The sequence below is a fragment of the Kitasatospora sp. NEAU-CNBT7 genome (assembly GCF_057220535.1).
In genome coordinates, this window is sequence record NZ_JBXQQB010000010.1 from 215,801 (window position 1) to 238,181 (window position 22,381).

Annotated in this window: 22 protein-coding genes, 1 tRNA gene and 2 pseudogenes; 12 read left to right on the plus strand and 13 right to left on the minus strand. The window is 74.2% G+C overall.

The genetic code is table 11. From position 1 onward, the window contains the following. Window positions 1-81: 81 nt before the first annotated feature. The 3 genes and pseudogenes from AC2TEW_RS16490 to AC2TEW_RS16500 all read right to left on the minus strand — a co-directional run. Complete coding sequence (locus AC2TEW_RS16490) at window positions 82-1,653, minus strand: MFS transporter (protein ID WP_484624094.1); 1,572 nt, start codon at window positions 1,651-1,653, stop codon at window positions 82-84. Between the two features lie 282 nt (window positions 1,654-1,935). Beyond that, entirely contained in the window at window positions 1,936-2,067 is a 132-nt protein-coding gene (locus AC2TEW_RS16495) for a hypothetical protein (RefSeq protein ID WP_484624118.1), read from the minus strand. A 6-nt stretch (window positions 2,068-2,073) separates the two neighbouring features. Continuing rightward, window positions 2,074-2,591 (minus strand): annotated as a pseudogene (locus tag AC2TEW_RS16500) (TetR/AcrR family transcriptional regulator); the annotation flags it as partial. A 125-nt stretch (window positions 2,592-2,716) separates the two neighbouring features. Between AC2TEW_RS16500 and AC2TEW_RS16505 the strand changes: the two are divergent. After that, on the plus strand, window positions 2,717-3,157 hold the full coding sequence (locus AC2TEW_RS16505) for a hypothetical protein (protein WP_484624095.1): 441 nt from the start codon (window positions 2,717-2,719) through the stop codon (window positions 3,155-3,157). Between the two features lie 61 nt (window positions 3,158-3,218). Here AC2TEW_RS16505 and AC2TEW_RS16510 read toward each other — a convergent pair. Continuing rightward, a tRNA-OTHER gene (locus AC2TEW_RS16510) sits at window positions 3,219-3,315 on the minus strand. Window positions 3,316-3,537: 222 nt separating this feature from the next. On the opposite strand from AC2TEW_RS16510, the gene AC2TEW_RS16515 reads away from it, so the two are divergent. Then, window positions 3,538-4,134 (plus strand): GNAT family N-acetyltransferase, encoded by a 597-nt coding sequence (locus AC2TEW_RS16515; protein ID WP_484624096.1) that lies wholly within the window; start codon window positions 3,538-3,540, stop codon window positions 4,132-4,134. A 138-nt stretch (window positions 4,135-4,272) separates the two neighbouring features. Here AC2TEW_RS16515 and AC2TEW_RS16520 read toward each other — a convergent pair whose 3' ends face one another. The 4 genes from AC2TEW_RS16520 to AC2TEW_RS16535 all read right to left on the minus strand — a co-directional run bounded on the left by AC2TEW_RS16520 (window position 4,273) and on the right by AC2TEW_RS16535 (window position 9,424). Continuing rightward, entirely contained in the window at window positions 4,273-4,683 is a 411-nt protein-coding gene (locus AC2TEW_RS16520) for a spore-associated protein A (protein ID WP_484624097.1), read from the minus strand. A gap of 354 nt (window positions 4,684-5,037) precedes the next feature. Continuing rightward, a complete protein-coding gene (locus AC2TEW_RS16525; RefSeq protein ID WP_484624098.1) occupies window positions 5,038-6,462 on the minus strand; it encodes a vWA domain-containing protein in 1,425 nt (474 codons plus the stop codon). Beyond that, window positions 6,459-7,844, minus strand: a complete 1,386-nt coding sequence (locus AC2TEW_RS16530) for an AAA family ATPase (protein ID WP_484624099.1) — start codon at window positions 7,842-7,844, stop codon at window positions 6,459-6,461. The genes AC2TEW_RS16525 and AC2TEW_RS16530 overlap by 4 nt, the downstream gene beginning before the upstream one ends. 65 nt (window positions 7,845-7,909) lie before the next feature. Continuing rightward, window positions 7,910-9,424, minus strand: coding sequence for a hypothetical protein (locus tag AC2TEW_RS16535; protein WP_484624100.1), 1,515 nt, complete (start codon window positions 9,422-9,424; stop codon window positions 7,910-7,912). 167 nt (window positions 9,425-9,591) lie between these two features. Here AC2TEW_RS16535 and AC2TEW_RS16540 point away from each other — a divergent pair, with 167 nt between their 5' ends. After that, complete coding sequence (locus AC2TEW_RS16540; RefSeq protein ID WP_484624101.1) at window positions 9,592-10,116, plus strand: AAA family ATPase; 525 nt, start codon at window positions 9,592-9,594, stop codon at window positions 10,114-10,116. Here the strand turns inward: AC2TEW_RS16540 and AC2TEW_RS16545 are convergent. Continuing rightward, window positions 10,106-10,945, minus strand: coding sequence for an alpha/beta fold hydrolase (locus tag AC2TEW_RS16545; protein WP_484624102.1), 840 nt, complete (start codon window positions 10,943-10,945; stop codon window positions 10,106-10,108). The genes AC2TEW_RS16540 and AC2TEW_RS16545 overlap by 11 nt on opposite strands. Window positions 10,946-11,143: 198 nt before the next feature. Between AC2TEW_RS16545 and AC2TEW_RS16550 the strand changes: the two genes are divergently transcribed. Continuing rightward, the gene (locus AC2TEW_RS16550; protein ID WP_484624103.1) at window positions 11,144-12,094 is read left to right on the plus strand and encodes an alpha/beta hydrolase; all 951 of its coding nucleotides are present in this window, start codon (window positions 11,144-11,146) and stop codon (window positions 12,092-12,094) included. 151 nt (window positions 12,095-12,245) lie between these two features. Here the strand turns inward: AC2TEW_RS16550 and AC2TEW_RS16555 are convergent, their stop codons facing one another. The 3 genes from AC2TEW_RS16555 to sigK form a co-directional block, all read right to left on the minus strand. Further along, a complete protein-coding gene (locus AC2TEW_RS16555; protein WP_484624104.1) occupies window positions 12,246-12,419 on the minus strand; it encodes a hypothetical protein in 174 nt (57 codons plus the stop codon). Between the two features lie 311 nt (window positions 12,420-12,730). Beyond that, window positions 12,731-13,486 (minus strand): anti-sigma factor, encoded by a 756-nt coding sequence (locus AC2TEW_RS16560; protein WP_484624105.1) that lies wholly within the window; start codon window positions 13,484-13,486, stop codon window positions 12,731-12,733. Then, window positions 13,483-14,067: an ECF RNA polymerase sigma factor SigK gene (gene sigK, locus AC2TEW_RS16565; RefSeq protein ID WP_484624106.1), complete on the minus strand. Its 585-nt coding sequence runs from the start codon at window positions 14,065-14,067 to the stop codon at window positions 13,483-13,485. The genes AC2TEW_RS16560 and sigK overlap by 4 nt, the downstream gene beginning before the upstream one ends. 525 nt (window positions 14,068-14,592) lie before the next feature. Between sigK and AC2TEW_RS16570 the strand changes: the two genes are divergently transcribed. From AC2TEW_RS16570 to AC2TEW_RS16600, 7 genes are all read left to right on the plus strand, one after another. Further along, on the plus strand, window positions 14,593-14,967 hold the full coding sequence (locus AC2TEW_RS16570; RefSeq protein WP_484624107.1) for a hypothetical protein: 375 nt from the start codon (window positions 14,593-14,595) through the stop codon (window positions 14,965-14,967). Window positions 14,968-15,098: 131 nt separating this feature from the next. Then, a complete protein-coding gene (locus tag AC2TEW_RS16575) occupies window positions 15,099-15,596 on the plus strand; it encodes an ATP-binding protein (RefSeq protein ID WP_484624108.1) in 498 nt (165 codons plus the stop codon). 68 nt (window positions 15,597-15,664) lie between these two features. Further along, window positions 15,665-16,330, plus strand: coding sequence for a fasciclin domain-containing protein (locus AC2TEW_RS16580; protein WP_484624109.1), 666 nt, complete (start codon window positions 15,665-15,667; stop codon window positions 16,328-16,330). A 120-nt stretch (window positions 16,331-16,450) separates the two neighbouring features. Then, window positions 16,451-17,017: a hypothetical protein gene (locus AC2TEW_RS16585; protein ID WP_484624110.1), complete on the plus strand. Its 567-nt coding sequence runs from the start codon at window positions 16,451-16,453 to the stop codon at window positions 17,015-17,017. 305 nt (window positions 17,018-17,322) lie between these two features. Next, window positions 17,323-18,111, plus strand: a complete 789-nt coding sequence (locus AC2TEW_RS16590) for an HAD family acid phosphatase (RefSeq protein WP_484624111.1) — start codon at window positions 17,323-17,325, stop codon at window positions 18,109-18,111. Between the two features lie 229 nt (window positions 18,112-18,340). Continuing rightward, the gene (locus AC2TEW_RS16595; protein ID WP_484624112.1) at window positions 18,341-20,050 is read left to right on the plus strand and encodes a SulP family inorganic anion transporter; all 1,710 of its coding nucleotides are present in this window, start codon (window positions 18,341-18,343) and stop codon (window positions 20,048-20,050) included. Window positions 20,051-20,885: 835 nt separating this feature from the next. Further along, window positions 20,886-21,284 (plus strand): hypothetical protein, encoded by a 399-nt coding sequence (locus tag AC2TEW_RS16600; RefSeq protein ID WP_484624113.1) that lies wholly within the window; start codon window positions 20,886-20,888, stop codon window positions 21,282-21,284. A gap of 42 nt (window positions 21,285-21,326) precedes the next feature. On the opposite strand, the gene AC2TEW_RS16605 is transcribed toward AC2TEW_RS16600, so the two are convergent. Beyond that, window positions 21,327-21,758, minus strand: coding sequence for a hypothetical protein (locus AC2TEW_RS16605; RefSeq protein WP_484624114.1), 432 nt, complete (start codon window positions 21,756-21,758; stop codon window positions 21,327-21,329). 133 nt (window positions 21,759-21,891) lie between these two features. Here AC2TEW_RS16605 and AC2TEW_RS16610 point away from each other — a divergent pair. Then, window positions 21,892-22,324, plus strand: a pseudogene (locus AC2TEW_RS16610) (VOC family protein). Window positions 22,325-22,381: the final 57 nt, after the last annotated feature.

Consider the following 22,381-nt stretch of genomic DNA (forward strand, 5'->3'; position numbering starts at 1 on the left):
GAGTGGCCGCCGCTGGGGGGGGGGGGGTGTGGGGGGGGGTGGCGCCTGTAGACCCCCCCCCGCGTCCGGCCGCCTCGTCGGTCAGCTCGGCGACCGGGCCGCGTTCAACTCGACGATGTTCAGGTCCGGTTCGTGCTCCTCGACGGCGGGGCCGTCGCCGGTCGCGGCCCGCTGGTGGCGCAGCAGGGCGGCGACGGCGAGGGCTGCCACGACCGCCGCCAGGGCGGCGCCGTACAGGGCCAGGTGCATGCCGTCGACGAAGGCGGTGCGGGCGTGGTCGGCGACCGGGCCGCCGATGGTGCTCGCGGCGGCGAGCGAGGAGCGGGCGGCGTCGGCCAGGTGCGGGGGCAGCGTGTCAGGCAGGTGCAGGTGGCTGCGGTAGGCGGCGCTGAGCATGCTGCCGAGCACGGCGATGCCGAGCGCGCCGCCGAGTTCACGCGACAGGTCGTTCATGGCGGAGCCGATGTTCTGCAGCGAGCGGGGCAGCGAGTCGGTGATGGCGGTGGTGGCGGGCGTCATCGCCAGTCCCATGCCGGCGCCGAGCGGCACCAGTCCGGCGGCGACCAGCCAGTACGGGCTGTCGGCGTCGAGCCGGGCGAGTACGGCCATGGCGAGGGCGACGGCCAGCAGGCCCGCCACCCAGGGGCCGCCGAGGCCGAACCGGGCGGTCAGCCGCGGCGTGAGGCGAGCGGTCGGGACCATGGTCAGCGCCATCGGGAGCATCGCCACCGCGGCCATCAACGCACTGTCGCCGCGGACCAGTTGGAGGTACTGCATCATCACGAAGATGTAGCCGAAGAAGACGAAGAACTGGAGCATCACCGAGACGGCACCGGCGGCGAACCGGCGGTTGTGGAACAGCCGCGGGTCCAGCAGCGGGTGCGGCCGGCGCAGCTCCCAGAGCACGAAGCCGGTGAGCACCGCGAGCCCCGCGGCGATGCCGCCGAGGGTGGCGGGGTCGGCCCAGCCCCGGGTGGGTGCCTCGATCACGGAGTACACCAGGGCGACCAGGCCGGCCACGGCGAGCAGCGCGCCGGTCCTGTCCAGCCGCGGCCGGTCGGGCTCGGCGGACTCCGGGACGAACAGCAGGGTGCCGACCAGGGCGACCAGCGCGACGGCGAGGTTGAGCAGGAACACCGAGCGCCAGGACCACTGCTCCAGCAGCACGCCGGAGGCGAACAGGCCGACCAGGGCGCTGGCGCCCGCGACGGCGGCCCAGATGCTGACGGCGCGGGCCCGTTCGGCGCGCGGGAAGGTGGTGGTGATGGTGGACAGAGTGGCCGGCATGACCAGGGCGGCGCCGACGCCGAGCAGTCCGCGGAGGGCGATCAGCGCGGTCGGGTCGGTGGTGAGGGCGGCCAGTCCGGAGCCTCCGCCGAACAGGGCGAGTCCGACGAGCAGGGCCCTGCGGCGGCCGAACCGGTCGCCGAGGGCGGCCGCGGGCAGCAGCAGCGAGGCGAACACCAGGCTGTAGGCGTCGATGATCCAGGAGAGCTGGGTCTGGCTCGCGTGGGTCTCCCGGGCCAGGTCGGGCAGGGCGACGTTGAGGGAGGCCATGGCGGCGACCACGGCGCCGAGGGCGAGGCAGGTGACGGCGAGGACGAGGCCGTGCCGGGCCTGCGGCGCGGGCGCGGCGGCTTGGACTGCTTGCATCGGATTCTTCTTCCTGGAGGCGGCGCCGGACGGGTCCGGCGACCTGTGCTCCAGGCTGGCCGTGGCGGTCGGCAGATTTCCAGGGCGATGAATTATTCCCGGCCCGCGGCGCAGGCGTCCGGCGGCGCCGGCCCGGCCGCGGCAGCCCGCACTACCCGTCCCACCTGGGTCGTCCCGGCACGTACGGAGTGGCGTGGCCGCGCGCGTCGACCCGGATCCGGGCAGAATTCGGCACCTGATGAAATCCGTGGCACACCCCCGCACCTCGACTCCCGGGGCGGCTCAGCCCCCGGGACGGCCGCGGCGCCGGTCCGCCGCCGCCGCGGCGGGGCGGGCCGGCGTACGGGGTGCGGGGCCCTCGAGGGCGCGGCGCAGCGGCGGGCCGAGGTGGCGGACCACGTCGTCGTGGGTCATCGAGGCGACGGGTTCCAGGCGCAGGAGGTAGCGGGTGGCGATGATGCCGGCCATCTGCGAGCAGAACGCGGCCGCCCGCTGCCGCCGATCCGGGCCGCGATGCGGTCGATGATCTCGCGTTCGACGGCCTCCCTGACCAGGGCCGCAACGGTGTCGTCCTGGACGGCGTTCTTGAACATGGCCAGCAGGGTCGGGCCGGTGTCGGGGCCGTCCCAGACGGCGAGCAGGGCGCGCAGGGCGCGCTGCGGGAAGGTGGCCGGGTCGCCCGCCAGGACGGTGGCGAGGACGTCGGCCGGATTGACGGCCAGCGCCAGGGCCGCGCCGAACAGGCCCTTCTTGGAGCCGAAGTAATAGCTGATCAGTGCGGGGTCGACGGCGGCCTCGACCGCGATGGACCGCAGGGTGACGGCGTGGTAGCCCTCGGCCAGGAAGCGGCGGCGGGCGGCGTCGAGGATGGCGGTACGGGTGTCCGGGCTGCCGGGCCTGCGTCCGCGCGGGGAGGTGTCGTTCATCGGCACGGCCATGGTAGGGCCGGTCCGGCGGTTCGCGCCGCGAGCGCGCGGGAGTAGCCGGACCGGAGCGCGGACCTCCGGCCGGCCGCCCCGCGCCGGGCTTGCGGCGGTGGCCGTGCCGGCACCACCATCGGGGGATGTTCGAGTTGCTGCCGGGGACGGGTCTCGCGCTGCCGGCCGGTGCCGGGGTGCTGCGGTTCGGCGGGTCGGAGCGGGAGTCGCAATGGGCGGTGGCCACGTTGGCGGACGTCCGTACCACCTGGGTCTGCCAGGCCGGTTGGGCGTTCTCGGCCTGCTACCAGGGGCTGGAGCTGCTCGCGTACGGCGATGTCACCGACCGGCTCGGCCGCGCTGACCACGACCGTCCCGGCCTGGCGGCCGTCCGGCTCGGCCGGTACGGCTCCGCACCGGGCGGGCCGTCCGCGGCGCCGGTGGTCCTCGACGGTGTCGACCTGTTCGGCTACCCCGCCGCCGAGGTGCTGGCCGTGCTGGATCCGTCCGCCCACCCGGGTGTCCGGCTGCCATCCACCGGGGCCTCGACGGGCTACCTGCCGCAGGTCTGGTTCTCGGCCCCCTGACGGCGGGGCGAAGGCGGGGCGAAGGCGGGGCGAAGGCGGGGCGGAGGTCCGCCCGCGTCGGCGGAGAGGGCAGGATTCGAACCTGCGTGGGCACCCGGAGGCACCCGATCCGGGCCCGAAGGCCCTGGTCCCCGATCAACCACTCCGGGCACCTCTCCCAGCTCCCGGCCCCGACCTCACTCCCCGGCGCCGTTCACGTGCACCACTCTGCCCGCGACCCCTGACCCCGCCCTGACCCGCGCCTGACCTGCTCCTGGCCCCTGCTCCTGCCCCGGCGCCTGACCTGCGTCCGGCGCGGGGCCTGCGGGCCGCACGGGTCCGCCACCGGACCGGGAGAAACCGGATTGCCGGTCCGGTCAGAGCTGGGTAGCGTCCCGCCCGTGATGCCGACCCTGCGCACCGGGCGCCTGCTGCTGGACCCCTACGTCCCCGCGGACGAGGAGGACTTCGTCGCGCTCTTCCAGGATCCGCGGGTGTCGCGGTGGATGGGCGAGGGCACGGCTGCGGAGCAGGAGGACCGGGCCCTGTTCGGCCGGATCTTCAGCAAGGTGTACGCCGGGGACCTGTTCGCCGTCTGGGCCGTCCGCCGAAACGGGCTGCTGATCGGGCACGCCGAGATCAAACCGACCGCGGCGGTCGGCGGCCACGAGATCGTCTACGCGCTCGCGCCGGGGGCCTGGGGCTCCGGTCTCGGCACGGAACTGGCCGGGGCGCTGGTCGCGTACGGCTTCGACGTCCTCGGGCTGTCCGAGGTGCACGCCACCGTGGCCGCGCCCAATCTCGCCTCGCTGGCGCTGCTGCGCCGGATCGGCTTCGCGCACGTCCGCGACATCACCGAGGACGACGGCAGCACCACCCACGTACTGACGGCCCGGGCGACGCCCGGTCCCGGCACCACGGTCCCGGCCGACGCCGCCGCCCCACCCGGGACCGTAGCCGCGAACGGGCCCGGGAGGCGGGCGACGGCTCCGGAGTGACCGCGCGTCATCGCCGTTCACCGCAGCCGCCGGTCATCGCAGCCGCCGTTCACCGCAGCCGCCGTTCACCGCAGCCGCCGGTCATCGCAGCCGCCGGCCGCGCCGTCCCGGGCCCCGGCCTCAGCGGCCGTTCACCGATCAGCCGCAGTGCTCCCAGCCGGACGCCCAGCGGATGCCCTCCGCGGAGCCGCCCCAAGAGATGCAGGTGTTGGCGGCGCTGAGCTTGGCCGGGCCCGCGTAGTAGTTGTAGAAGCCGCCGTCGGCGGCCTCCTTGAGGTCGCTCTGCCGCTCGATGTTCACCCGCAGGTCGTAGGTCCTGCTCCCGTTGGGGCTCCGCACCCAGGTGACGGCGCAGTTGCTCGACCCGTTGTAGAACAGGTAGACATCGGCCACCGACCCGAGGGCGTGGTGGTCGATCTGGTAGTAGCCGCTGCCGCAGGCCCCGCTCGGCGTGGTGGCCGCCTCGGCCGGAGCCGCCACCGACACCGTTCCCGCGGCGACGCCCAGAGCGCTGAATGCGAGGGCCACCGCCCGCTGTGACTTGTGCATGAATCCCCGTTTCGTACCCGGCTGTTCGAATCTGCCGCAGGCACGATAGCAGCGACCAAGATCGTCCGGCTACGGCCCGCAACCGGGAACCCCGCGACAACTCATCAGCCGTGCCCAGCCTTATGACGGTCCCTCACCACCGGGTCACCGACTGCGTCCCGGGGCCGGTGCCCGTCCACGCCTACTGACTTGACGTGTTGTGGCCCCTGACCACGACTTCAGCCTCCTGTCGTGGGCGCTGTTCTTCGTCGCGGGAGACGACCGCTCCGTCGCGCGTGACTCCGCCCCTTCGGCCGTCTATTGCCGCTGGTAGACGGCACCAAGCTCGCCGATGGCCACATCGGGTATCAACCCTCAGTGACCGATCTCGACCACGCGGGCCCAGGCGGGCGGGGTGTCCGGTACGTAGTCGGGGTCGTCCTCGCTCCAGGACCTGGCCCTGCCGCGCCCGGGGAACAGGCCGACGACCGTTCGGCACGGCGGCCGGGTCGAGGGCCACGGGGTCTGACCGTCGGTCAGGACCACGATCACGTCCGGCGGCACCTGCGCGCGCAAGGCCCGGGCGAAGCCCGTCCGCAGGTCGGTGCCACCGCCGCCGATCAGCGTGATGCCCTCCGCCTGGCAGAGCGGGTGGGCGACCCGGGCGGCCGCGTCGCAGGAGATGACGCTCACCAGGTCGCGGCGCCCGCCCACCGCGCGGGAGATCGCGGCGACCTCCAGCAGGGCACTGCCCAGTTCGGCGTCGCTGACCGACCCGGAGGTGTCGATGACCACCGAGACCCTGGGCGGGCGCCGCCGCAGGCTGGGCAGGACGACACCGGGCAGCCCGGCCGAGCGCCGGGACGGCCGGCCGTAGCTGTAGTCCTCGCCCGCGCCGGGCCCGGAGGCCGCCGACCGGACCGCCGCCCCGAGCAGCTCCCGCCACGCCTGCGGCGGATGGAACGCCTCCTCCGCCCAGCGACGCCACGCCTTCGGGGTGTCGCCCGGGCGGGCGGTGATGCCCTGCGCCACCCGGAACCGGACGGCGTCGCACTCCTGCGGACTCAGCCCGTGGGCGCCCTCCGGACCGAGGTCCCACTCCCGTTCCAGCCCGTCGGCGCCGCTGCCGCAGTCCAGCCAGTCGAGGAACGCCGTCCGCGGACCGAGCTGGAACAGCCGCAGGTACTCCTCCATCAACTCCCCCTCGGGTAGCCCGAGGAACTCGGGCCGCACAGCGCCCACGGGGCTGGGCAGGCCGTCACCGTAGACGTCGTCGTTGATCTCGCAGTCCGCGGCGATGTTCATCCGCAGCCGCTCGCCCCGGCCGGTCAGGCCCCGCTCGCGCGCGACCCGGTCGCTGCGCCCGTGGTGGTCGCGCAGCAGGTGGGACACCTCGTGCACCCAGACTCCGGCCAGTTCCTCCACCCGCGTCCGCGTCACGAAACCCGGTGCGACGTAGCACCGCCAGTACCGGTCGACGGCCATCGTCGGCACCCGCCGCGACTCCACCACCGTCAGCGCGAAGAGCGCCGTGGCCAGGTAGGGCCGCACCCGGACGGCGTACAGGCGGGCGGCGTGGAGCTTCTCGAGGTCGAGCGTCCCCGGCCCGTCCGCGCTCCCCGGCCCGCCCGCGTCCGCGCTCCCCGGCCCCTCCGCGTCCGCGCTCGCCGGCCCACCGGGCCGCTCAGGGACCGGCCGGGGTCCGGGTTCGGCGCGGGGTCCCGGTACGGCGCTGGGTCCCGGTCCAGGGCGGGGTCCCGGTACGGACCTGGCGGCGTCCGCCGGTACGTCCCGGGTCACCGGCCGGCCTCCGCGGTGGCCGCGACCCTGGCCGCCGCGCGGTCGGCCCGCCGGGACACGGAGACCGCCCCGCCCAGCCGTTCTATCGTGGCCGGGACCTCCCAGTCCTGCCGGCGCAGCGCCGCGAGGGTGGTCGCGGGGACGACCAGCAGGTCGGGGGCGCCGGTCTCGATCGCGCGGGCGAACAGCGCCCAGGCCGCGTCCCAGCGGGACTTCTCCGGGCGGTGGGCGACAGCCGCCACGACGCCGTCGAGGGTGGCCTGGCGCAGGTCGCCGCGTTCGGGCAGCACGGCAGCCGCCGGGTCGGCGAGGAGTTCCTCCGGGTCGGGGAGGTCCATCCGGTCCAGCGCGGCGAGCAGTTCGAGCCCGGGGCCGTCGCCGACGGCACCCCGGACCAGCAGGGACAGGGCGTCGCGGGAGGACTCGGACGCGGTCGCGAAGGCGATCAGGCACACGGCCATCTCCCAGCTGCGGGGGGACGGCCAGGCGCCGCCCCGGCGGGCCTCGCTGCTGGGGAGCCGGTGGACCAGGGCGGGGCGCGCGGCGAGCAGTCCGCAGACCGCGCGGCGGGCCCGGTCCACCGCCTCGGCCGAACGGCGCGGGTCGAGCCGAGGCAGGGTGGCCCGGGGCCAGGTCCCGCCGAGGCCGCGGACGACGACCTCGTGGTCGTGGGTCCACTGGAGATGGACGAACCGGTTGGCCAGCGGCGGGCTGAGCTCCCAGCCGTCGGCGGCCGATGACCGCGGGTTGGCGGCGGCCACGATCCGTACGCCGGGCGGCAGTTGCAGGGCGCCGATGCGCCGTTCCAGGACCAGGCGCAGCAGCGCGGCCTGGACGGCGGGCGGTGCGGTGGACAGCTCGTCCAGGAACAGCAGTCCGCGGCCGGCCCGGACCAGGCGGACCGCCCAGTCCGGCGGGGCCATCGGGACGCCCTGCTCGGCGGGGTTGTCGCCGATGACGGGCAGGCCGGAGAAGTCGGACGGCTCGTGCACGCTGGCGATCACCGTGGTCAGCGGCAGGTCGAGGGCGGCGGCGAGCTGGGTGAGCGCCGCGGTCTTGCCGATGCCGGGCTCGCCCCACAGCAGGACGGGGAGGTCGGCGGCCACCGCGAGGGTGAGCGCCTCGAGCTGGGTGTCGGGGCGCGGTTCGGTGGTGGTCGTGCGCAGCAGGGCGAGCAGGTCGCCTGCGATGTCGAGCTGGGAGGGCGGGGTGGTCGGGGTGGCCGAGGTGGCCGAGGTGGTCGGGGTGGCCGAGGTGGCCGAGGTGGCCGAGGTGGCCGAGGTGGTCGGAACGGTCGGAATGGGCTGCCGGTTTCGGTCGGGTGCAGGCGATTCGGGAGCTTCGGGAGCTTCGGGGTATGCGAACGGGGTGCGAGTGGGCATGTTTGATCACCTGTCGGGTCGTGGCGCGTGGAATGTGGGTGGAGCTGTAGTGCGGGGCCGGTGGGTCAGCGGCCCGACGCGTGGCGCGGGTGTGCGCGGTGGACGACGGGGCGTGGACGGGCCGGGTTCGTCCGGTCCGGGCGCGGGCGGTCGGCGGACGGCCCGGCCAGGCCCGCCCGGAACAGCCCGTGGGTGATCCGCTGCTGTGCGGCCGCCTCGAGTTCGTCCCGCAGGTCACCGCTGCGCAGGACCGCGGCGGGCCCGAGCAGCCCCTCGACGACGGCCAGGGCACCGGCGACGTCGCCGTGGTCGAGGCGTTCGCGGACGCCGGCCAGGCACTCCGGGCGCCGGTGGGCTTCGTCGATGGCCTGCAGACAGGGCAAGGGCGTACCCGTCAGGGCGGCGAGCAGTTCCTCGCGGCGGACCTCGTCCGGGTGGTGGTCCAGCGCGGCGAGGACCCCGTCGACCAGGCCGATCCGGTGCCGGGCGCCCCGGCAGTCCACGAGGTGCGGCGCACCCGGCCCTTCCCGATGCCCGGACCCGTTGGCGGCCCGGCCCGCCGGCGCGACGGGCGGCGGCCGGTCCGGTACGAGGGCGGCGGCGACCAGCGGGTGCAGCCGGTCGGGCCCGATCGCGCCGCTCCGGAGCAGTTCCAGGTCGGGCGGCACCCAGGTGGCGGCCTCCGGCAGGACGGGCAGCGCGGACGCGCTGCCGTCGCCGGGCGCTCCCGCGATCCGCAGCACGGGCGGGCCGGGGAGGTCCGGGTACGGATCCGGGTACAGGTTGGGGTCCCGCTCCCGGTCTGCCAGTTCCAGGACGAGGCGGTGCCGGGCGCCGAGCCGTACGGTGACGGCGCCGCCGGACCGGCCCTCGTCGTGCAGCAGGATCCGGGCCTCGTCGGCCCACCGGTCGACGTTGCAGCCGATGCCCGTCGGCACCGTGCCGTCGAACGGCGGGTGGCCGGCCGTGGGTGGGCGGTCGGCCCCGGAGCGGGCGCGCAGTTCGGGCGCCCGGCGGGCGTCCCAGAGGTGCCGGTGCAGATCGAGGCGGAACCGGCGGTCGGGCCGCGGATGCGGGTGCCGGTGCCCGTTCGAGTGCGGGTTCGGGTGCGGGTGCGGGTGCCTCGAGGTGTCGGCGGCGGACCGGGGTCCGTGCCACAGCGCGAGGCTGATCCGCTGGCCCGCATCCGCCCAGGCCGGGGCGGTCCGGACCACCAGGTGCACCGGATGCCGACCGCCCGGCTCCGCAGCCTCGGCCCGGTCGTACCGGGCCAGCGTGACGGTCAGGCCGGGGCGCAGCAGGCCGTCGGGGGCGATCCGCGGCATGTGCCAGCGCAGCAGATCGGGTGCCAGATGGCGGAGGTCCGTGCGGATCCGGGCCGCGAGTTCCCGGCCGTGGGTGCGCGCGAGGCGACGCAGGTCGAGGTCGACGTCGATGCCTGCGGCGGCGCATGCCGCCGCCCAGTCACCCGCCGAACGGCGGACGGTGGCGGCTTCGATCATGGCGGGCGGCACGGCGAACTCTCGCACGCGCAGCCAGAAGGAGAGGCGGGTATCCCTGTTCGCGGTCGTGGTGAGCATCAGCACTCACCTTGCGCGGACGGGACCCCCGATCTGAGAGCAGGAGAAGTGATCATCGCGGGCAGCTTAGCGCCACTCCCCCCACCGCACCAGGCAATTCCGGTACCCGATCCCGGCGGCCGGTGCGGACCGGTCGCCCCGGCCCGCACCGCGTTAGCATCGGGCCCATGATCGTATGGCTCAACGGCACCCATGGTGCGGGCAAGACGACCACCGCCGCCCTCGTGCAGCAACTGCTCCCGGATTCACGGGTGTTCGATGCCGAGAAGGTCGGTGAGACGCTGATGGACATCACGCCCGGGCTGCCCCGGACGGACAACTTCCAGCACTGGCCGCCGTGGCGGACGCTCGTGGTCGAGACCGCCCGTCAGGTCCTCGGCTACACCGGCGGAACGCTGGTGATGCCCATGACCGTGCTGGTCGAGGAGTACTGGCGGGAGATCAGTGCGGGCCTGGCCCACCACGGCATCCCGGTACGGCACTTCGTCCTCCACGCCGACCGGGCCACCCTCCGCGGGCGGATCGCGGGCGACACCGTCACCGGCCCCGACTCCCCGTTCCGGCTCAGGTACCTGGAGCCGTACGCCGAGGCGGCCCGTACCTGGCTGCACGCCGAGGCGGAGGTGGTCGACACCACGCACCTCACGCCTGCCCGGGCCGCCCGGCTGATCGCGGAGTCCGTCAGGAACTGAGGCCCGCGCGGTGCGGGTGGGCCCGGCCGACGAGTACGCGTTCGGCCATGTCCCTTATCAGGTCTGCCAGTTCGACGGGAGCAGTGCGGTGGGCGACGTGTCCGTGGCCGGGCAGCGTGAGCACCTGCGCGTTCGGCAGGACGGCGGCCAGGTCGGCCACCCGTTCCCGCAGGTGCGCCGGGCTCCGGTCCCCTTCGAGCAGGGTGGTCGGCAGGTCCAGGGCGGCGAAGCGGTCGACGCCGATGCCGAGGCGGTCGACGGCCTCCACGTCGGCGAGCTGGGCCGGTGCCCTGGCCGCCAACACCTCGCGTCCGCCGGGTGCGGCGGCCAGGGCGTCCACCACGTCCGCCGGCATGCGCACGATGTCGCGCAGTTGGATCCGCACGGCTTCGGCCGGGTCGCCGGCGGCGAGTGCGGCCCGCGCGCGGCCCGCCGCCGGGCCGCCGACCAGTGACCGCGTCGGCATCGGCGGCTCGTAGAGGAACAGCCCGGCGAACGCCGCAGGAGCGAGCAGCGCCGCCTCCAGGGCGGCGACGGCGCCCGAGGAGTGCCCCACCAGGAGCACCGGCCGGTCGAGCGCCCCGGCGACGGCCAGGATGTCCGCGGCCTCGACCGCGACCGAGTGCGCGGGCCCGATGACGGCGCCGGGGACGTAGATCCGGCGGTCCATCCGGACGACGCGGAAGTCCCCGGTCAGCGCCCGGGTCACGGCGCCCCAGGAGGTGGCCCGCTCGCCGCCCCCGTGCACGAGCAGCAGGGTCGGTCCGCGGCCGTCGTCGAGAGCGGTGATGCGGGTGCCGTCGGCCGATGTCGCACGGAACTCAGTCATGTCCGCGAGCATGCACCATCGGTCCCGCGCCCCCTCATCCGGGGCTCGTCCGTGCGGCGGCCCTGCCGGGCGGCGGTCCGCGTCGCGCAGGACGGCGGTGTGCCGGCCGTACCCCGCAACGGTTTTCCGGTGCCGGTACCGACACCGGAAAACCGTTCCCGGGTACAGCCGTTCGACCGAGGTGGCATCCTGGCCCGCATGGCCGAACCCAGCGCTCCCCCGCTCGCCGATGCCGAACTGGCCGCCTTCGTCGCGGCCGTGCGGCAGGACCCCGGACGTCCGGCCCGTGCCGTCGGCGCGGCGGAGCTGCGGCGGGCGCAGCGGCTGCGCGCCGAAGCGCGGCCCCCGGGGCCCGGGATCGCTCACGTCGAGGACCTGACGGTCGGCCCGACCGCCGTGGCGGGCCGCCTCTACCGGCCGTCGGCCGCGATCGGGCCGCTGGTGGTGTTCCTGCACGGCGGGATGTGGACGATCGGTGATCTGGAGTCGCACGACCGGCTGTGCCGCAGGCTGGCGCTGGGGACCGGGGCGTCCGTGCTGAGCGTCGACTTCCGCCGGGCGCCGGAGCACCCGTGGCCGGCCGCGGTCGACGACTGCGTGGACGTCCTCCGGTGGGCGCTCCCCGGCGGCGACGCCCGTTTCGGGGTCGCCGGCCCGACCCTGGTCATGGGGGACAGTTCCGGCGGGAACCTCGCCGCGCTCGCCTGTCTGCGGCTGCGCGACGCAGGCTGGCCGCTGCCGGCCGCCCAGATCCTGGCGTACCCCAACACCGATCTGACCCTCTCCTGTCCCAGCACGCGCTCGAAGGCCACCGGGTGGGGCCTGACGACCGACGACGTCGCCTGGGGGGCCGAGCAGTGGGTCCCGGACGCGTCCCGGCGGGCCGACCCCGGGGTCAGCCCGCTGCACGCCGTCGATCTCGGCGGGCTCCCGCCCACTGTCCTGATCACCGCGGAGCACGATCCGCTCCGGGACGAGGGCGACGCCTACGCCGCCCGGCTGGCCGCGGCGGGCGTTGCGGTCGGTCACCGGTGCGAGGCCGGCATGGTCCACGGCTTCCTCACCCTCGACACTCTCTCGCCGGCCGCCGCGACGGCCGGCGAGAGGCTGTTCGCGGAGGTCACCGACCTGCTCGGGGAGATCGACTGACGCTGCGCCAGGCGGCAACGAGAGGTCGCCCGGCAGCGGTCCCGGCCCGGACCTGGACTGCGGGGTGGGATTCGACGAGCTTGATCCGCCCGGCCGGGACGGGTCGGGGGCAGGAAGTCGTCGGGCACGGTGTGCCGCCCGAGGACGTGGTTCAGGATCGCGGCGTGCATCGCCTCGACGGGGCGACGGTGGCGGCGGTGGCGGCGGTGGCGGCGGTGGCAGCGGTGGCGACGACGCCGGGGCTGGTGACGTTGCAGGTCGCGAGCAGGTCGGTCTGCGCGGCCCGATCCTCCAGTTGGAGGGCGCGCCTGGCGAGGTCGCCCACGCCGGTCGTTCTGCCGAGCGCATCGAGGACGGCGGCCCGGTCGGACAGCGGAACATCCGTGATCGCCGGCCTGCCCGCGGCCGGTGAGCACGGCGGTCCATGCCCCGGCGGGGTCGGCGTGGTCTGCGTGCCGGCCCATGGCGGTGGTGATGAGGGTGGCCACCGCCGGGGTACGGTGCCGTCCTTGCCGACCTTAACGGCCCTGGCCGCGTCGAGTGCGGCCTGGTGGGCACCGGCGGACCGGTGCTCCAGCGTGGTGGCCGACGCCACGACCGCTGCGGGGGGGGCGGGCATCTGCGGCGCGTGGTGCGTCAGGTGAGGGGCAGCAGCAGGACCGGGTCGGAGGTGGGGGCGGCCGAGCCGGTGGCGGGTTCGACGGTCACGCCGATGCCGAGGGCGCCGTCCAGTGGGCCGTCCAGGATCAGACCGCCGTCGGACCGGTGGAGCAGCCCGGCCGGCCGGGCGGCCCCGCCGTCGTCCAGCCACAGTTCGTACGCCTTGCCGGGCGGCAGGGCTGGGAGGTCGGCGGCCAGGAAGGCGGCCCGGTCGCGCTGCTCGGACCAGACGGCGGTTGCGGTGCCGCCCTCCGCCCGGGTGGTGGTGGTCCGCACGTCGGGGGCGGCGAGCAGGGCGGTGAACTCGGACAGCTCGGTGTGCAGCCGCACCGCTTCGGTGCGTGCGTGCTGGGCCTGGTCGTACTGGTGGACCGCGGCCGCCCCGCCGAGTGCGGCGAGGGCCAGGCAGGCCGCGAGGGCGAACCGGCCGGGGCGCCGGAGGGCACGGGCGAGCAGGCCGGTCCTCCTGCCCGGCCGATCGGTGGCCGGGGCCTGCGGCGGGAACTGGCGGATCCGGGTGATGGCCGCCATGGCCCGTTCCTCCGCGCCGGCGGGCGGGGCGGCCGCCTCGGCGCAGCCCAGCCGGGCGAGGGCCGTACGGAACCCGTCCACCTCGCGCCGACAGGGGGAGCAGCGCGCGAGATGCCGCTCGAAGGCGGCGCGCTCGTCGTCGGACAGTGCGTGGGCGGTGTAGGCGCCGGAGAGGGTGTGGATGTCGGCCGGGTCGGTCATGGGTCCACCCCCAGGCAGTCGCGCAGCCGGATGAGGCCGTCGCGCATCCGGGTCTTGACGGTGCTCAGTGGTGCGTTGAGCAGGTCGGAGACCTCGCGGCAGGTGAGGCCGCGGTAGTAGGCGAGGGTGAGGGACTGCCGCTGGAGGTCGGTGAGCCGGGCGAGGCAGTGGCGCACGCGTTCGCAGTCGAGGCGGTCCTCGACCTGTTCGGCGACCTGGTCGAAGGCGGTGGTGTGGGCCTGGGCCGCGGCGCGTTCTTCGCGGCGTGCGGTGTTCTGCGCCAGCCGTACGCGGTCGACGGCGCGGTGGTGGGCCATGGTCATCACCCAGGGCACCACGCCGCCGCGCTCGGGCCGGTACTGGGCGGCGCGGCGCCAGACGTCCAGCATGACGTCCTGGGCGACCTCCTCCGACTGGGCGGGGTCCCGCAGGACGTGCCGCACCAGGCCGAAGACGGGCCCGGCCAGGGCGCGGTAGACCTGGCGGTAGGCGTCGTGGTCGCCGACGGCCACGTCCGCCACCAGCTCGGCCAGCCGGCCGTGGTCGAACGGGGTCCCGGGGGCCCGGCAGGCCTGGCTCACCGCGCGCGCCCCTGTGGTCCGCGCCGGTTCGTCGGGCCGCCGGTTCGCGGCCGGGCGGGGCCGGCGCGGTCCGGTGGCGGAACAACGGGCATCGGGTGACCTCCGACGGTTCGGGGCGAGCTGTGGGGCGGTGTCGAGTCGCCGGAGCTTCGGCGGAGCGCCCCTGCACTGTGTTCGGTGCCGAGGCCGGTTCGGATGGGTGCGACCTCGGATCTTCCCGGCCCGGGCGTGCGTCCGGGCATGTCCGGCCGTGCCCTGTCACAGCGGCCCCACGGCCCTCCCGGCCGCGCACGGCCGCAATACGGGCCATTGGTTGCCCGGTACCCCGGGCCGCTCGCGGGCGGGCGACTACTCGGCCGTCCGATTGTCGAACTTTTGACCGGAATTCTCGCCAGTCCGGCGCATACCCGTGAACGAATCAAGGTCATGGAGAACCACCCCGGCCGAGCGGGCGGCGAAGGAAATCCCCTCCGCCCGACGCCCGTCAGGTCCGACGGTTCATCAGGAAGGAAGGAGGTGCGGGAGATGCGCACTTCGCGAACCAAGCGGTCGCTGGCGGTCGCCGCGACCTGCGTGATGCTCGGGGGCGGCGCTGCCGTGGCCACGTCGGCCACCACCGCCTCGGCCACGACCACCACGAGCGTGTCCTCGGTCTCGCACGACAAGGAGTGCCGCTGGTACCCGGCGCACTGGGAGAACAAGTGGGTCGGCGGCCACTGGCAGAAGGTCTGGCAGGCCGGCTACTGGCACAACACGTGGCACCCGGGCTGGTGGGACTCCCACCACCACTGGCACCACGGCTACTGGCACAAGACGTGGCACAAGGCCGGCTGGGAGAACAAGTGGATCCCGGCCCACCGGGACCGCGTCTGGGTGCCGGCGGGCTGGTACTGCCGCTGAGCGGGTCGGCGCAGCCGGCCCGACCGTTCGGCCCGGCGTCCACGGGCGCCGGGCGCCACCGGCCCGGCGGGCCGCACCGCCCGCCGGGCCGGCCACCGAGGCCGACCACCTGCCGGAAGGAGCGTCAGGCCATGTCCACCGTCGTACGATCCCGACCGCCGTGCCCGGTCGCGGTCGCCGCCCCGGCCACCACGGCAGGCGGGGAGTTCAACGCGTCCTTCACCGACCGGCTGCAGTGCGTGCCGAGCATCCGGGCCCACGTCCGGGCCTATCTGCTCAGGGCCCGGCTGCCGCGTACGCTGCGCGAGGACGCCCTGCTCGTCGTCAGCGAGCTGGTCACGAACTCGATCCGCCACACCAACGGTCCCGGGAGTCTCCACCTGGCCGACGGCCCGGACGGGATCGAGGTGTCGGTCAGCGACACCAGCCGACTGATGCCGCTGCCCCGTGTCGTCACTGCGGACACGGCGACCGGCGGCCGTGGCCTGGCCCTGGTCCTCGCGCTGTGCGACGCGGTCTCGGTGACCCTGGACGCCGGGAGCGGCAAGACGGTCCACGCCCACCTCGCGTCGCCGCCGCCTCCGCCGCCCGTCCTGGCGGCCGGCGACGGACGCACCCACCACTGGTGACCACCCGAGCGCCGCTGACCTGCCCCGTCCCGGCGGCCCGCCGCCGGTACCCGAGCCGAGGAGCACCGATGTCCGGCCCCACCCGTACCCGATCCTTCGCCGCCCTGTGCGCCGCCGGCGCCCTCGCGCTCGGCCTGACCGCCTGCGGCGGCAGCGGCGGCACCGCCGCGAACGGCGGCAGCAGCTCACCGACCACCACGGCCGGCTCGTCCCTCACGCTGTCCGCCACGGCGCCCGCTTCGGCAGCGGCGGCGGCCGCCGGGGAGCCGTTCGGCTCCGGGTGCGCGGCCGTCCCGGCCGACGGCGCCGGCTCCTTCGCCGACATGGCCCAGGACCCGGTAGCCACAGCCGCCTCAAACAACCCGGCGCTCTCCACCCTGGTCTCCGCCGTGACCCGGGCGGGACTGGTCGACACCCTCAACTCGGCCCAGCACATCACGGTGTTCGCGCCCACCAACGACGCCTTCGCCAAGATCCCGAAGAAGGACCTCGACGCCCTGCTCGCCGACAAGGACCGACTCACCAAGGTCCTCACCTACCACGTCGTCCCCGAGACCCTGGCCCCGAACGCGCTGGCCGGCGACCACAGGACCCTCCAGGGCGCCGCGGTGAAGGTCACCGGCTCCGGCGCCGACTTCACCGTCAACGGCAGCGCCAAGATCGTCTGCGGCAACGTGCAGACCGCGAACGCCACGGTGTACCTCGTCGACACCGTCCTGATGCCTTCCTCGTGAACGACCGCCCGGGGGCGTTCCGGGCCGCCGCACCGCCGGTCGCCCGACGGTCCGTCATGCCAAAGCCCCCACGGGAGAATCGATTCGGCCCCTCCCGGTGCGATCGGCATACTTTCGCGCATGGATCTCGTGGACAACGACCCCCGGCCGCACCACTACCAGTTCGCGCACAAGGTGCTCGCGGGCCTCGCCCTGGACCTCGGGCCGCGGATGCTGGACCGCATCCCGGAGGAGGGCACCACTGCCGCACTGGCCTCCCTCTGGGACGACTTCGGCGGCCGCCTCCCCGCCGGGGAGCGACTGCCTAGCGACGGCCTGCGGGCCGACCTGATCACGCTGGGCGCGCACCGTCTGCTGGTGGTCGTGCTCCCGCGGCCCGCCGCGGCGGCCGAGGCGTACTACACCGCCGTCGCCCAACCGGCCGGCGCCGACCACTGCCGGTACTTCACCCTGGAGCACGCGGTGAACCCGTTCACCGGCGAGCCGTACACGGTGCTCGGTGAATGGGCGGACGGCAGCCACCTCAACCTCGGCAAGGGCCCGGCAGCCGATCTGTCCGGCTTCCTGACCGCCGTGGTCGACCTCCTGCCCGCATCGGCGCCCTCCCCCGCGGCCGGCCGCCTGGCCCCGGCTGCCGTGCCGGCGAAGCCCGAACGCCGTGGCCTGCGGCGGCTGTTCGGCCGCTGACCCACCCGTTGCTCGGCCGCTGACCCCACCCGCTGTTCGGCCGGTGACCCACCCTGACGACCGCGCCCCGCCGAGGTCACCGGCCACGGACCGTCAGCACCGCCCGGTCCGTGCGTCACGCGTGCACGAGGCACGTGGACAGCGCGCGTAGACCTCGCGCGTAGACACCGCGCGTAGACCTCGCGCGTAGAGTCGCTTGACCTGCCTGGTTACCCGCCCGTACGTTCATCCCCGCACGCGCTCGCCGGGGCCATCAGGGGACGACTGGCGTCTCCCTTCCGGCGCAGCGCCGGGGAGGAACCACCATGGCCGACAGGACTCTCGGGAACCGCTCACGGACCATCGCCACGCTCGCCGTCGGCGTGGTCGTCGGCGGGCTGGTCGCGGGCGGCGGCTACGCGCTCGCCGACACCAAGGCACCGCGGACCGACCGCCAGATCACCAACATGACCAACGAGGTCAACGACATCAAGGCGTACTACGGCGACACCGTGGACGCGCAGGGCGAGCACTGGGCGTCGCCGACCAGCAACTACGCCAACCAGGTTGCCGGGATCGAGAAGGACGCCCAGCGGTACCTGGACAACCGCGCCCGCCACGACAAGGGCAAGAAGAAGAAGGCGATCGTGCTGGACGTCGACGACACCTCGCTGTCGACGTACAACTACGAGCTGGAGACGACCTTCGTCTACAACCCCGCCAGCAACGCGCAGTACATCGCCACCAAGACCATGCCGGCCGTGTTCGGCATGAACACCCTGGCGAAGTGGGCCGAGCAGCAGGGCTACACCGTCTTCTTCGTCACCGGGCGTCCCGAGTCGCAGCGCTCGTACACCGCGGCCAACCTGGCCGCCGTGGGCTTCCCCACCGCGGACGCCTCGCACCTGTACCTGAAGAACAAGGAGAACCCGCCGGCGTACCTGCCGTGCGGTGCGACCTGCACCACCATCGAGTACAAGTCCGGCACCCGCGCGCACATCGAGAGCCTCGGCTACGAGATCGTCGCCAACTTCGGTGACCAGTACAGCGACCTGTCCGGCGGCCACGCCGGCAAGACGTACAAGATCCCGAACCCGATGTACTACCTGCCCTGATTCCGGTCGGTGCGGCGGCGCGGCCGGGGTTCTCGGCCGCGCCGCCCGCCGTCGGCCGCCGGGCCGGCAGCCGATGGCCGAGCCGGGAGCCGGTGGCCGGGCCGGGAGCCGGTAGCCGTTACCGCCACGTGCCCGCGCGCGGGCCAAATACCGTGCCGAGGCCCCTGCGGCGGCCATGATGAGGGGTCGGGAGTTCTCCGGCTGCCTGGGAGGTGCCCGCGTGAGTGGCATGGCGAGCCTGGTTCCCGCGTCGATGCGCGGCTACCGGCGGGCGTGGCTGGGACGGGACGTACTCGCCGGGGTGGCGCTCGCCGCGGTCGCGATCCCCGAGGTGATGGGGTACACGTCGATCGCCGGGATGCCCATCGTCACGGGGCTGTACACCCTGATCCTCCCGGCCGTCACGTTCGCCCTGCTGGGTTCGTCGAAGCTGCTGGTCGTCGGCGCGGACTCCGCCACGGCGGCGATCCTCTCCGCCGGCCTGCTCGACCTGGGCATCGTGGGCCTGGCTCCCGGTTCGCCGAAGTGGGTCGGGCTGGCCGGGCTGACCGCGCTGCTGTCGGGTGTGATCCTGGCCGCCGCGCGCCTGCTGCGGCTCGGCTTCCTCGCGGACTTCCTGTCGGCGGCCGTCCTGATCGGGTTCCTGACCGGAGTCGGGATCCAGGTGGCGACGGCTCAGCTCCCCGAGCTGCTCGGCATTCCCCGGGGCCGCGGCAACTGGTTCCAGCAGCAGTGGTCCTGGCTGAGCCGCCTCGACCAGGCCTCCTGGCGCACGGTGGCCTACGGCGCCGCCACCATCGTGATCATCGTGGCGTTCAAGCGGTTCCTGCCGCGGTTCCCGGGCTCCGTCGTGGCGGTGGTCGCGCTGATCGCCGTCTCCGCGGCAACCGGTGCCTCCGAGCACGGGGTCGCGGTCGTGGGCGCCGTCGAGGGCGGCTTCCCGCCCCTCGGCATGCCGAGCGGGCTGACCCCCGGTGACGTGTCCCTGGTCTTCTCCGTGGCGCTGTCGTGCTCGGTCCTGATCCTGGCGCAGAGCGCGGCGACGGCGCACGCCTTCGCGACGCGGCACGGCGACGACGTCGACATCGACCGCGACCTGGTCGGTCTCTCGGTCGCCAACCTCGCCGCGGGGTTCAGCGGGACCTTCGTCGTCAACGGGTCCCCGACCAAGACCGAGATCCTGGACCAGCAGCGCGGCCGGACCCAGGTCGCCAACCTCACCACGGCCTTGATCACGCTGCTGGTCGTGCTGGTCCTCACCTCCCTGCTGGCCGACATGCCGCTCGCCGTGCTGGCCGGGATCGTGTTCCTGGTGGGGCTCGACCTCGTCGACGTCCGCGGCCTGCGGCGGATCTACGTCCGGCGCCGCAACGAGTTCGTCGTCGCCGCCGTCACCGCCTTCGCGGTGTTCGGCATCGGCGTCGAGCAGGGGGTCCTGCTGGCCGTCGCCATCTCGCTGTTCGAGGTGATCCGGCGGGAGTACCGGCCCAGGGACTTCGTGGTCGGGGTCACCGAGCAGGGCGAACCCACCTACCGGGCCGCCGAGCCCGGGATCGAGAGCGCACCCGGCCTGATCGTCTTCCGTTTCAACGCGGAGCTCTTCTACGCGAACGTGAGCCGCTTCGCCGACCAGGTCAGGGCCCTCGTCGACGACGCACCCGATCCGGTGCGCTGGCTGGTGCTCGACGCCGCGGGGATCGCCGACATCGACTACTCCGCGGGCGTCCGCCTGCACAGCCTCCTCGACTTCCTCACCACCCGCCGCGTGTCGTTCGTCCTCGCGCGCCCCGACGCGGCCCTGGTGGAGACCCTGAAGGTCTACGAGCTGTGGCAGCGGATCCCTCCCGAGCACGTCTTCGGCAACCTGATCGACGCGATCAGGGCGTACCCCGCCGACGGTCCCCCGGCCGCCGCGACCGGCGAGCCACCGGCGGGCTGACGGACGCCCGTGCAGCCGACGGCTCCGGTGGGCACCCGGCCGGCCTTCGGGAGCGCTGCTCCTCCGCCCGGTCATCGGCCCGGCCCGCCCCGGCTCGCCGAAATGTCAGCACGCGCCCATCGCGATCGGCGGGCGGCCAGCCTCGCCGCCCGCCGCAGTACGGTCTCCGCAGGGGCGAATTCCCGGGCAAGGCTCGGGCATTCGGGTCGCAGACGGCAGTACGTGCAGTCAGGATCACCGCAGACGCTCTCGCCCCACCGGTCGCACACCGCGCACAGCGCGGCGTCGAACCGCTCGCAGTAGTCCTGTCCGCCGCCGCACCGCGGGCACGATCCGGAACCCGCACGGACGGCGGACGGGCGCCTACGGGGCATCCTCCGGGTTGCGGTGCAGCATCTCCGCAGCCACCACGGCCGTGACGGCTCGGCGGAGGGATCCACGATCGTACGGGAAGAGGAGAACTCGTCGAGCGGATGCACCCGCCGCCGCAGCTCCCTCGACGCGCGTGCCGGAGGCCCGTGCAGCGCCCGCTCCAGCAGCGCCCACTCCAGCAGCCCTCGCGGATGGGCGTCGGCGGGACGGCTCAGCGCGCACCTGGCCTGGCGGTCTACGCGTCATGGGCCTTTCGTCGGTTCGTCATGGACCGCATCCTTCCAGAGGGAGACCGTTCCGATCAATGGCGGCCCGGCCCCGCCGCCGAGGTGGCCGCCATGGTGCCGGGGCGCAGGGCAGTCCCCTGACCGCCGGGCGCAAGCGAGGACGTGGAGGTGGACGTGGACATGGACGTCGGGAAGGTGCCTGGCGTCCCGACGGGGTGTCAGTGCGGTGCGGCAGGATGGGCGCCGTGAACACCGAGATACTCATCGACGTCTGGCAGCGCCTTCTGATCGACCCCCACAAGTCGTGGGTGCTGTTCGAGCACGGCACCTGCGTCGTGCTGACCGCCCCGGACGGGGACCTCGCCGAGCAGGCGACCGGGATCCTCCGGGAGTTCGGCCCGGTCCATGCGGGCACCTCGGCAGGTGACTTCGGGGTGATCGACGTCGAGGACGCCGACGGGTGGGTGGTGACCGGTCACCACCCGGACGTCCTCACCTACGTCGCCCCGGACGGGCCGACGAGCCCCGAGGATGTGGCTGTCGGTCTGTACGGACGCTCCAGGCGCCATCAGGACGGCACCGACCTGCATGTCGTCCATGTCGAGGACCGTCGGAGCTCCGCGGCTCCGGCATAGGCCGCCCGGCGGGCGGGGCCTGTCGGAGCACCAGCACGCGGATCAGCCCGCCGCCGCCTCGGACGGAGCGGGAGACAGCATCGTGCGCAGCGCTGTCGTCGCGGTATAGGCACAGCCCGCCAGGACGGCCACTCCCTCGATCCACTCACCGCCGACGGGCCGCGCAACCGGGTCGAAGAGCGTTCGGACCACCGCGATCTGGACGATCACCACCCAGGCCATCAGCACCCTGACCCGGCGGCGCGGCGCCCGCTCGTAGCGGAACCACAGCTGCGCGACGAGGAGGCTGAACGCGACGACGAGGAGCCGGAGACCGAGGTCCAGCCCGTCCGCGGCGCAGGAGGGTTGCCGGTCCTCCCAGGGCTGGTCACAGTCGGCAAGGGCGAAGATCGCGAACCCCACCTGCACGACCGCAGCGGCGAAGACCTCGAGCGCGAGTAGTGCCGCTGCCACGGGCGGTCTGAAGAGTTTCACGCCCGCATGGCTATCACGTCGCGCCGCCGAGGCCGCCATCGGCCTCGCGAGCGGCGACGGCGACAGCGCAGCGACAGCTACGTGCGGACCGACCGGCCTGGGGAGGTGAACGAGGCCCTGTTATCGTGCGCCGATGTCAACGATCAAACAGTTCCAAGTGACCTTCGACTGCGCGGGGCCCGCGCGCCTCGCCGCCTTCTGGTGCGAGGTGCTGGGGTACGTCGTACCGCCGGTCCCGGAGGGCTTTGCCACCTGGGAGGAGTACCACCACTCGCTGCCGCCCGAGGATGAGATCTACTTCGCGTGCACCGACTCCCTCGGGTGTGGGCCCGCGCCTGCTCTTCCAGCGGGTTCCCGAAGGCAAGCTCGTCAAGAACCGGGTGCATCTCGACGTACGGGCCGGCGCCGGGCTCGTGGGTGAGGAGCGCCTGGCCACACTTGAGGCCGAGTGCGCACGGCTGATGGCGCTCGGCGCGAAACACGTGCTGACGCAGCGCGCCGATGGCGTCAACGAGTCGTGCATCACGATGCAGGACATCGAGGGCAACGAGTTCTGCCTCGACTGATTCTCGTCCGAGACTGCGAGGTGGGGTAGCCGTCTCCGGCCTTGGGGGAAGGCGGGG

Excerpts from the sequence above, each read along its gene's own strand:
- AC2TEW_RS16490 (WP_484624094.1), bottom strand. The coding sequence starts at position 1,653 with ATGCAAGCAGTCCAAGCCGCCGCGCCCGCGCCGCAGGCCCGGCACGGC.
- AC2TEW_RS16495 (WP_484624118.1), bottom strand. The coding sequence starts at position 2,067 with ATGACCCACGACGACGTGGTCCGCCACCTCGGCCCGCCGCTGCGCCGC.
- AC2TEW_RS16505 (WP_484624095.1), top strand. The coding sequence starts at position 2,717 with ATGTTCGAGTTGCTGCCGGGGACGGGTCTCGCGCTGCCGGCCGGTGCC.
- AC2TEW_RS16520 (WP_484624097.1), bottom strand. The coding sequence starts at position 4,683 with ATGCACAAGTCACAGCGGGCGGTGGCCCTCGCATTCAGCGCTCTGGGC.
- AC2TEW_RS16530 (WP_484624099.1), bottom strand. The coding sequence starts at position 7,844 with ATGCCCACTCGCACCCCGTTCGCATACCCCGAAGCTCCCGAAGCTCCC.
- AC2TEW_RS16535 (WP_484624100.1), bottom strand. The coding sequence starts at position 9,424 with ATGCTCACCACGACCGCGAACAGGGATACCCGCCTCTCCTTCTGGCTG.
- AC2TEW_RS16540 (WP_484624101.1), top strand. The coding sequence starts at position 9,592 with ATGATCGTATGGCTCAACGGCACCCATGGTGCGGGCAAGACGACCACC.
- AC2TEW_RS16545 (WP_484624102.1), bottom strand. The coding sequence starts at position 10,945 with ATGACTGAGTTCCGTGCGACATCGGCCGACGGCACCCGCATCACCGCT.
- AC2TEW_RS16550 (WP_484624103.1), top strand. The coding sequence starts at position 11,144 with ATGGCCGAACCCAGCGCTCCCCCGCTCGCCGATGCCGAACTGGCCGCC.
- AC2TEW_RS16560 (WP_484624105.1), bottom strand. The coding sequence starts at position 13,486 with ATGACCGACCCGGCCGACATCCACACCCTCTCCGGCGCCTACACCGCC.
- AC2TEW_RS16570 (WP_484624107.1), top strand. The coding sequence starts at position 14,593 with ATGCGCACTTCGCGAACCAAGCGGTCGCTGGCGGTCGCCGCGACCTGC.
- AC2TEW_RS16575 (WP_484624108.1), top strand. The coding sequence starts at position 15,099 with ATGTCCACCGTCGTACGATCCCGACCGCCGTGCCCGGTCGCGGTCGCC.
- AC2TEW_RS16580 (WP_484624109.1), top strand. The coding sequence starts at position 15,665 with ATGTCCGGCCCCACCCGTACCCGATCCTTCGCCGCCCTGTGCGCCGCC.
- AC2TEW_RS16585 (WP_484624110.1), top strand. The coding sequence starts at position 16,451 with ATGGATCTCGTGGACAACGACCCCCGGCCGCACCACTACCAGTTCGCG.
- AC2TEW_RS16590 (WP_484624111.1), top strand. The coding sequence starts at position 17,323 with ATGGCCGACAGGACTCTCGGGAACCGCTCACGGACCATCGCCACGCTC.
- AC2TEW_RS16595 (WP_484624112.1), top strand. The coding sequence starts at position 18,341 with ATGGCGAGCCTGGTTCCCGCGTCGATGCGCGGCTACCGGCGGGCGTGG.
- AC2TEW_RS16600 (WP_484624113.1), top strand. The coding sequence starts at position 20,886 with ATGGGCGCCGTGAACACCGAGATACTCATCGACGTCTGGCAGCGCCTT.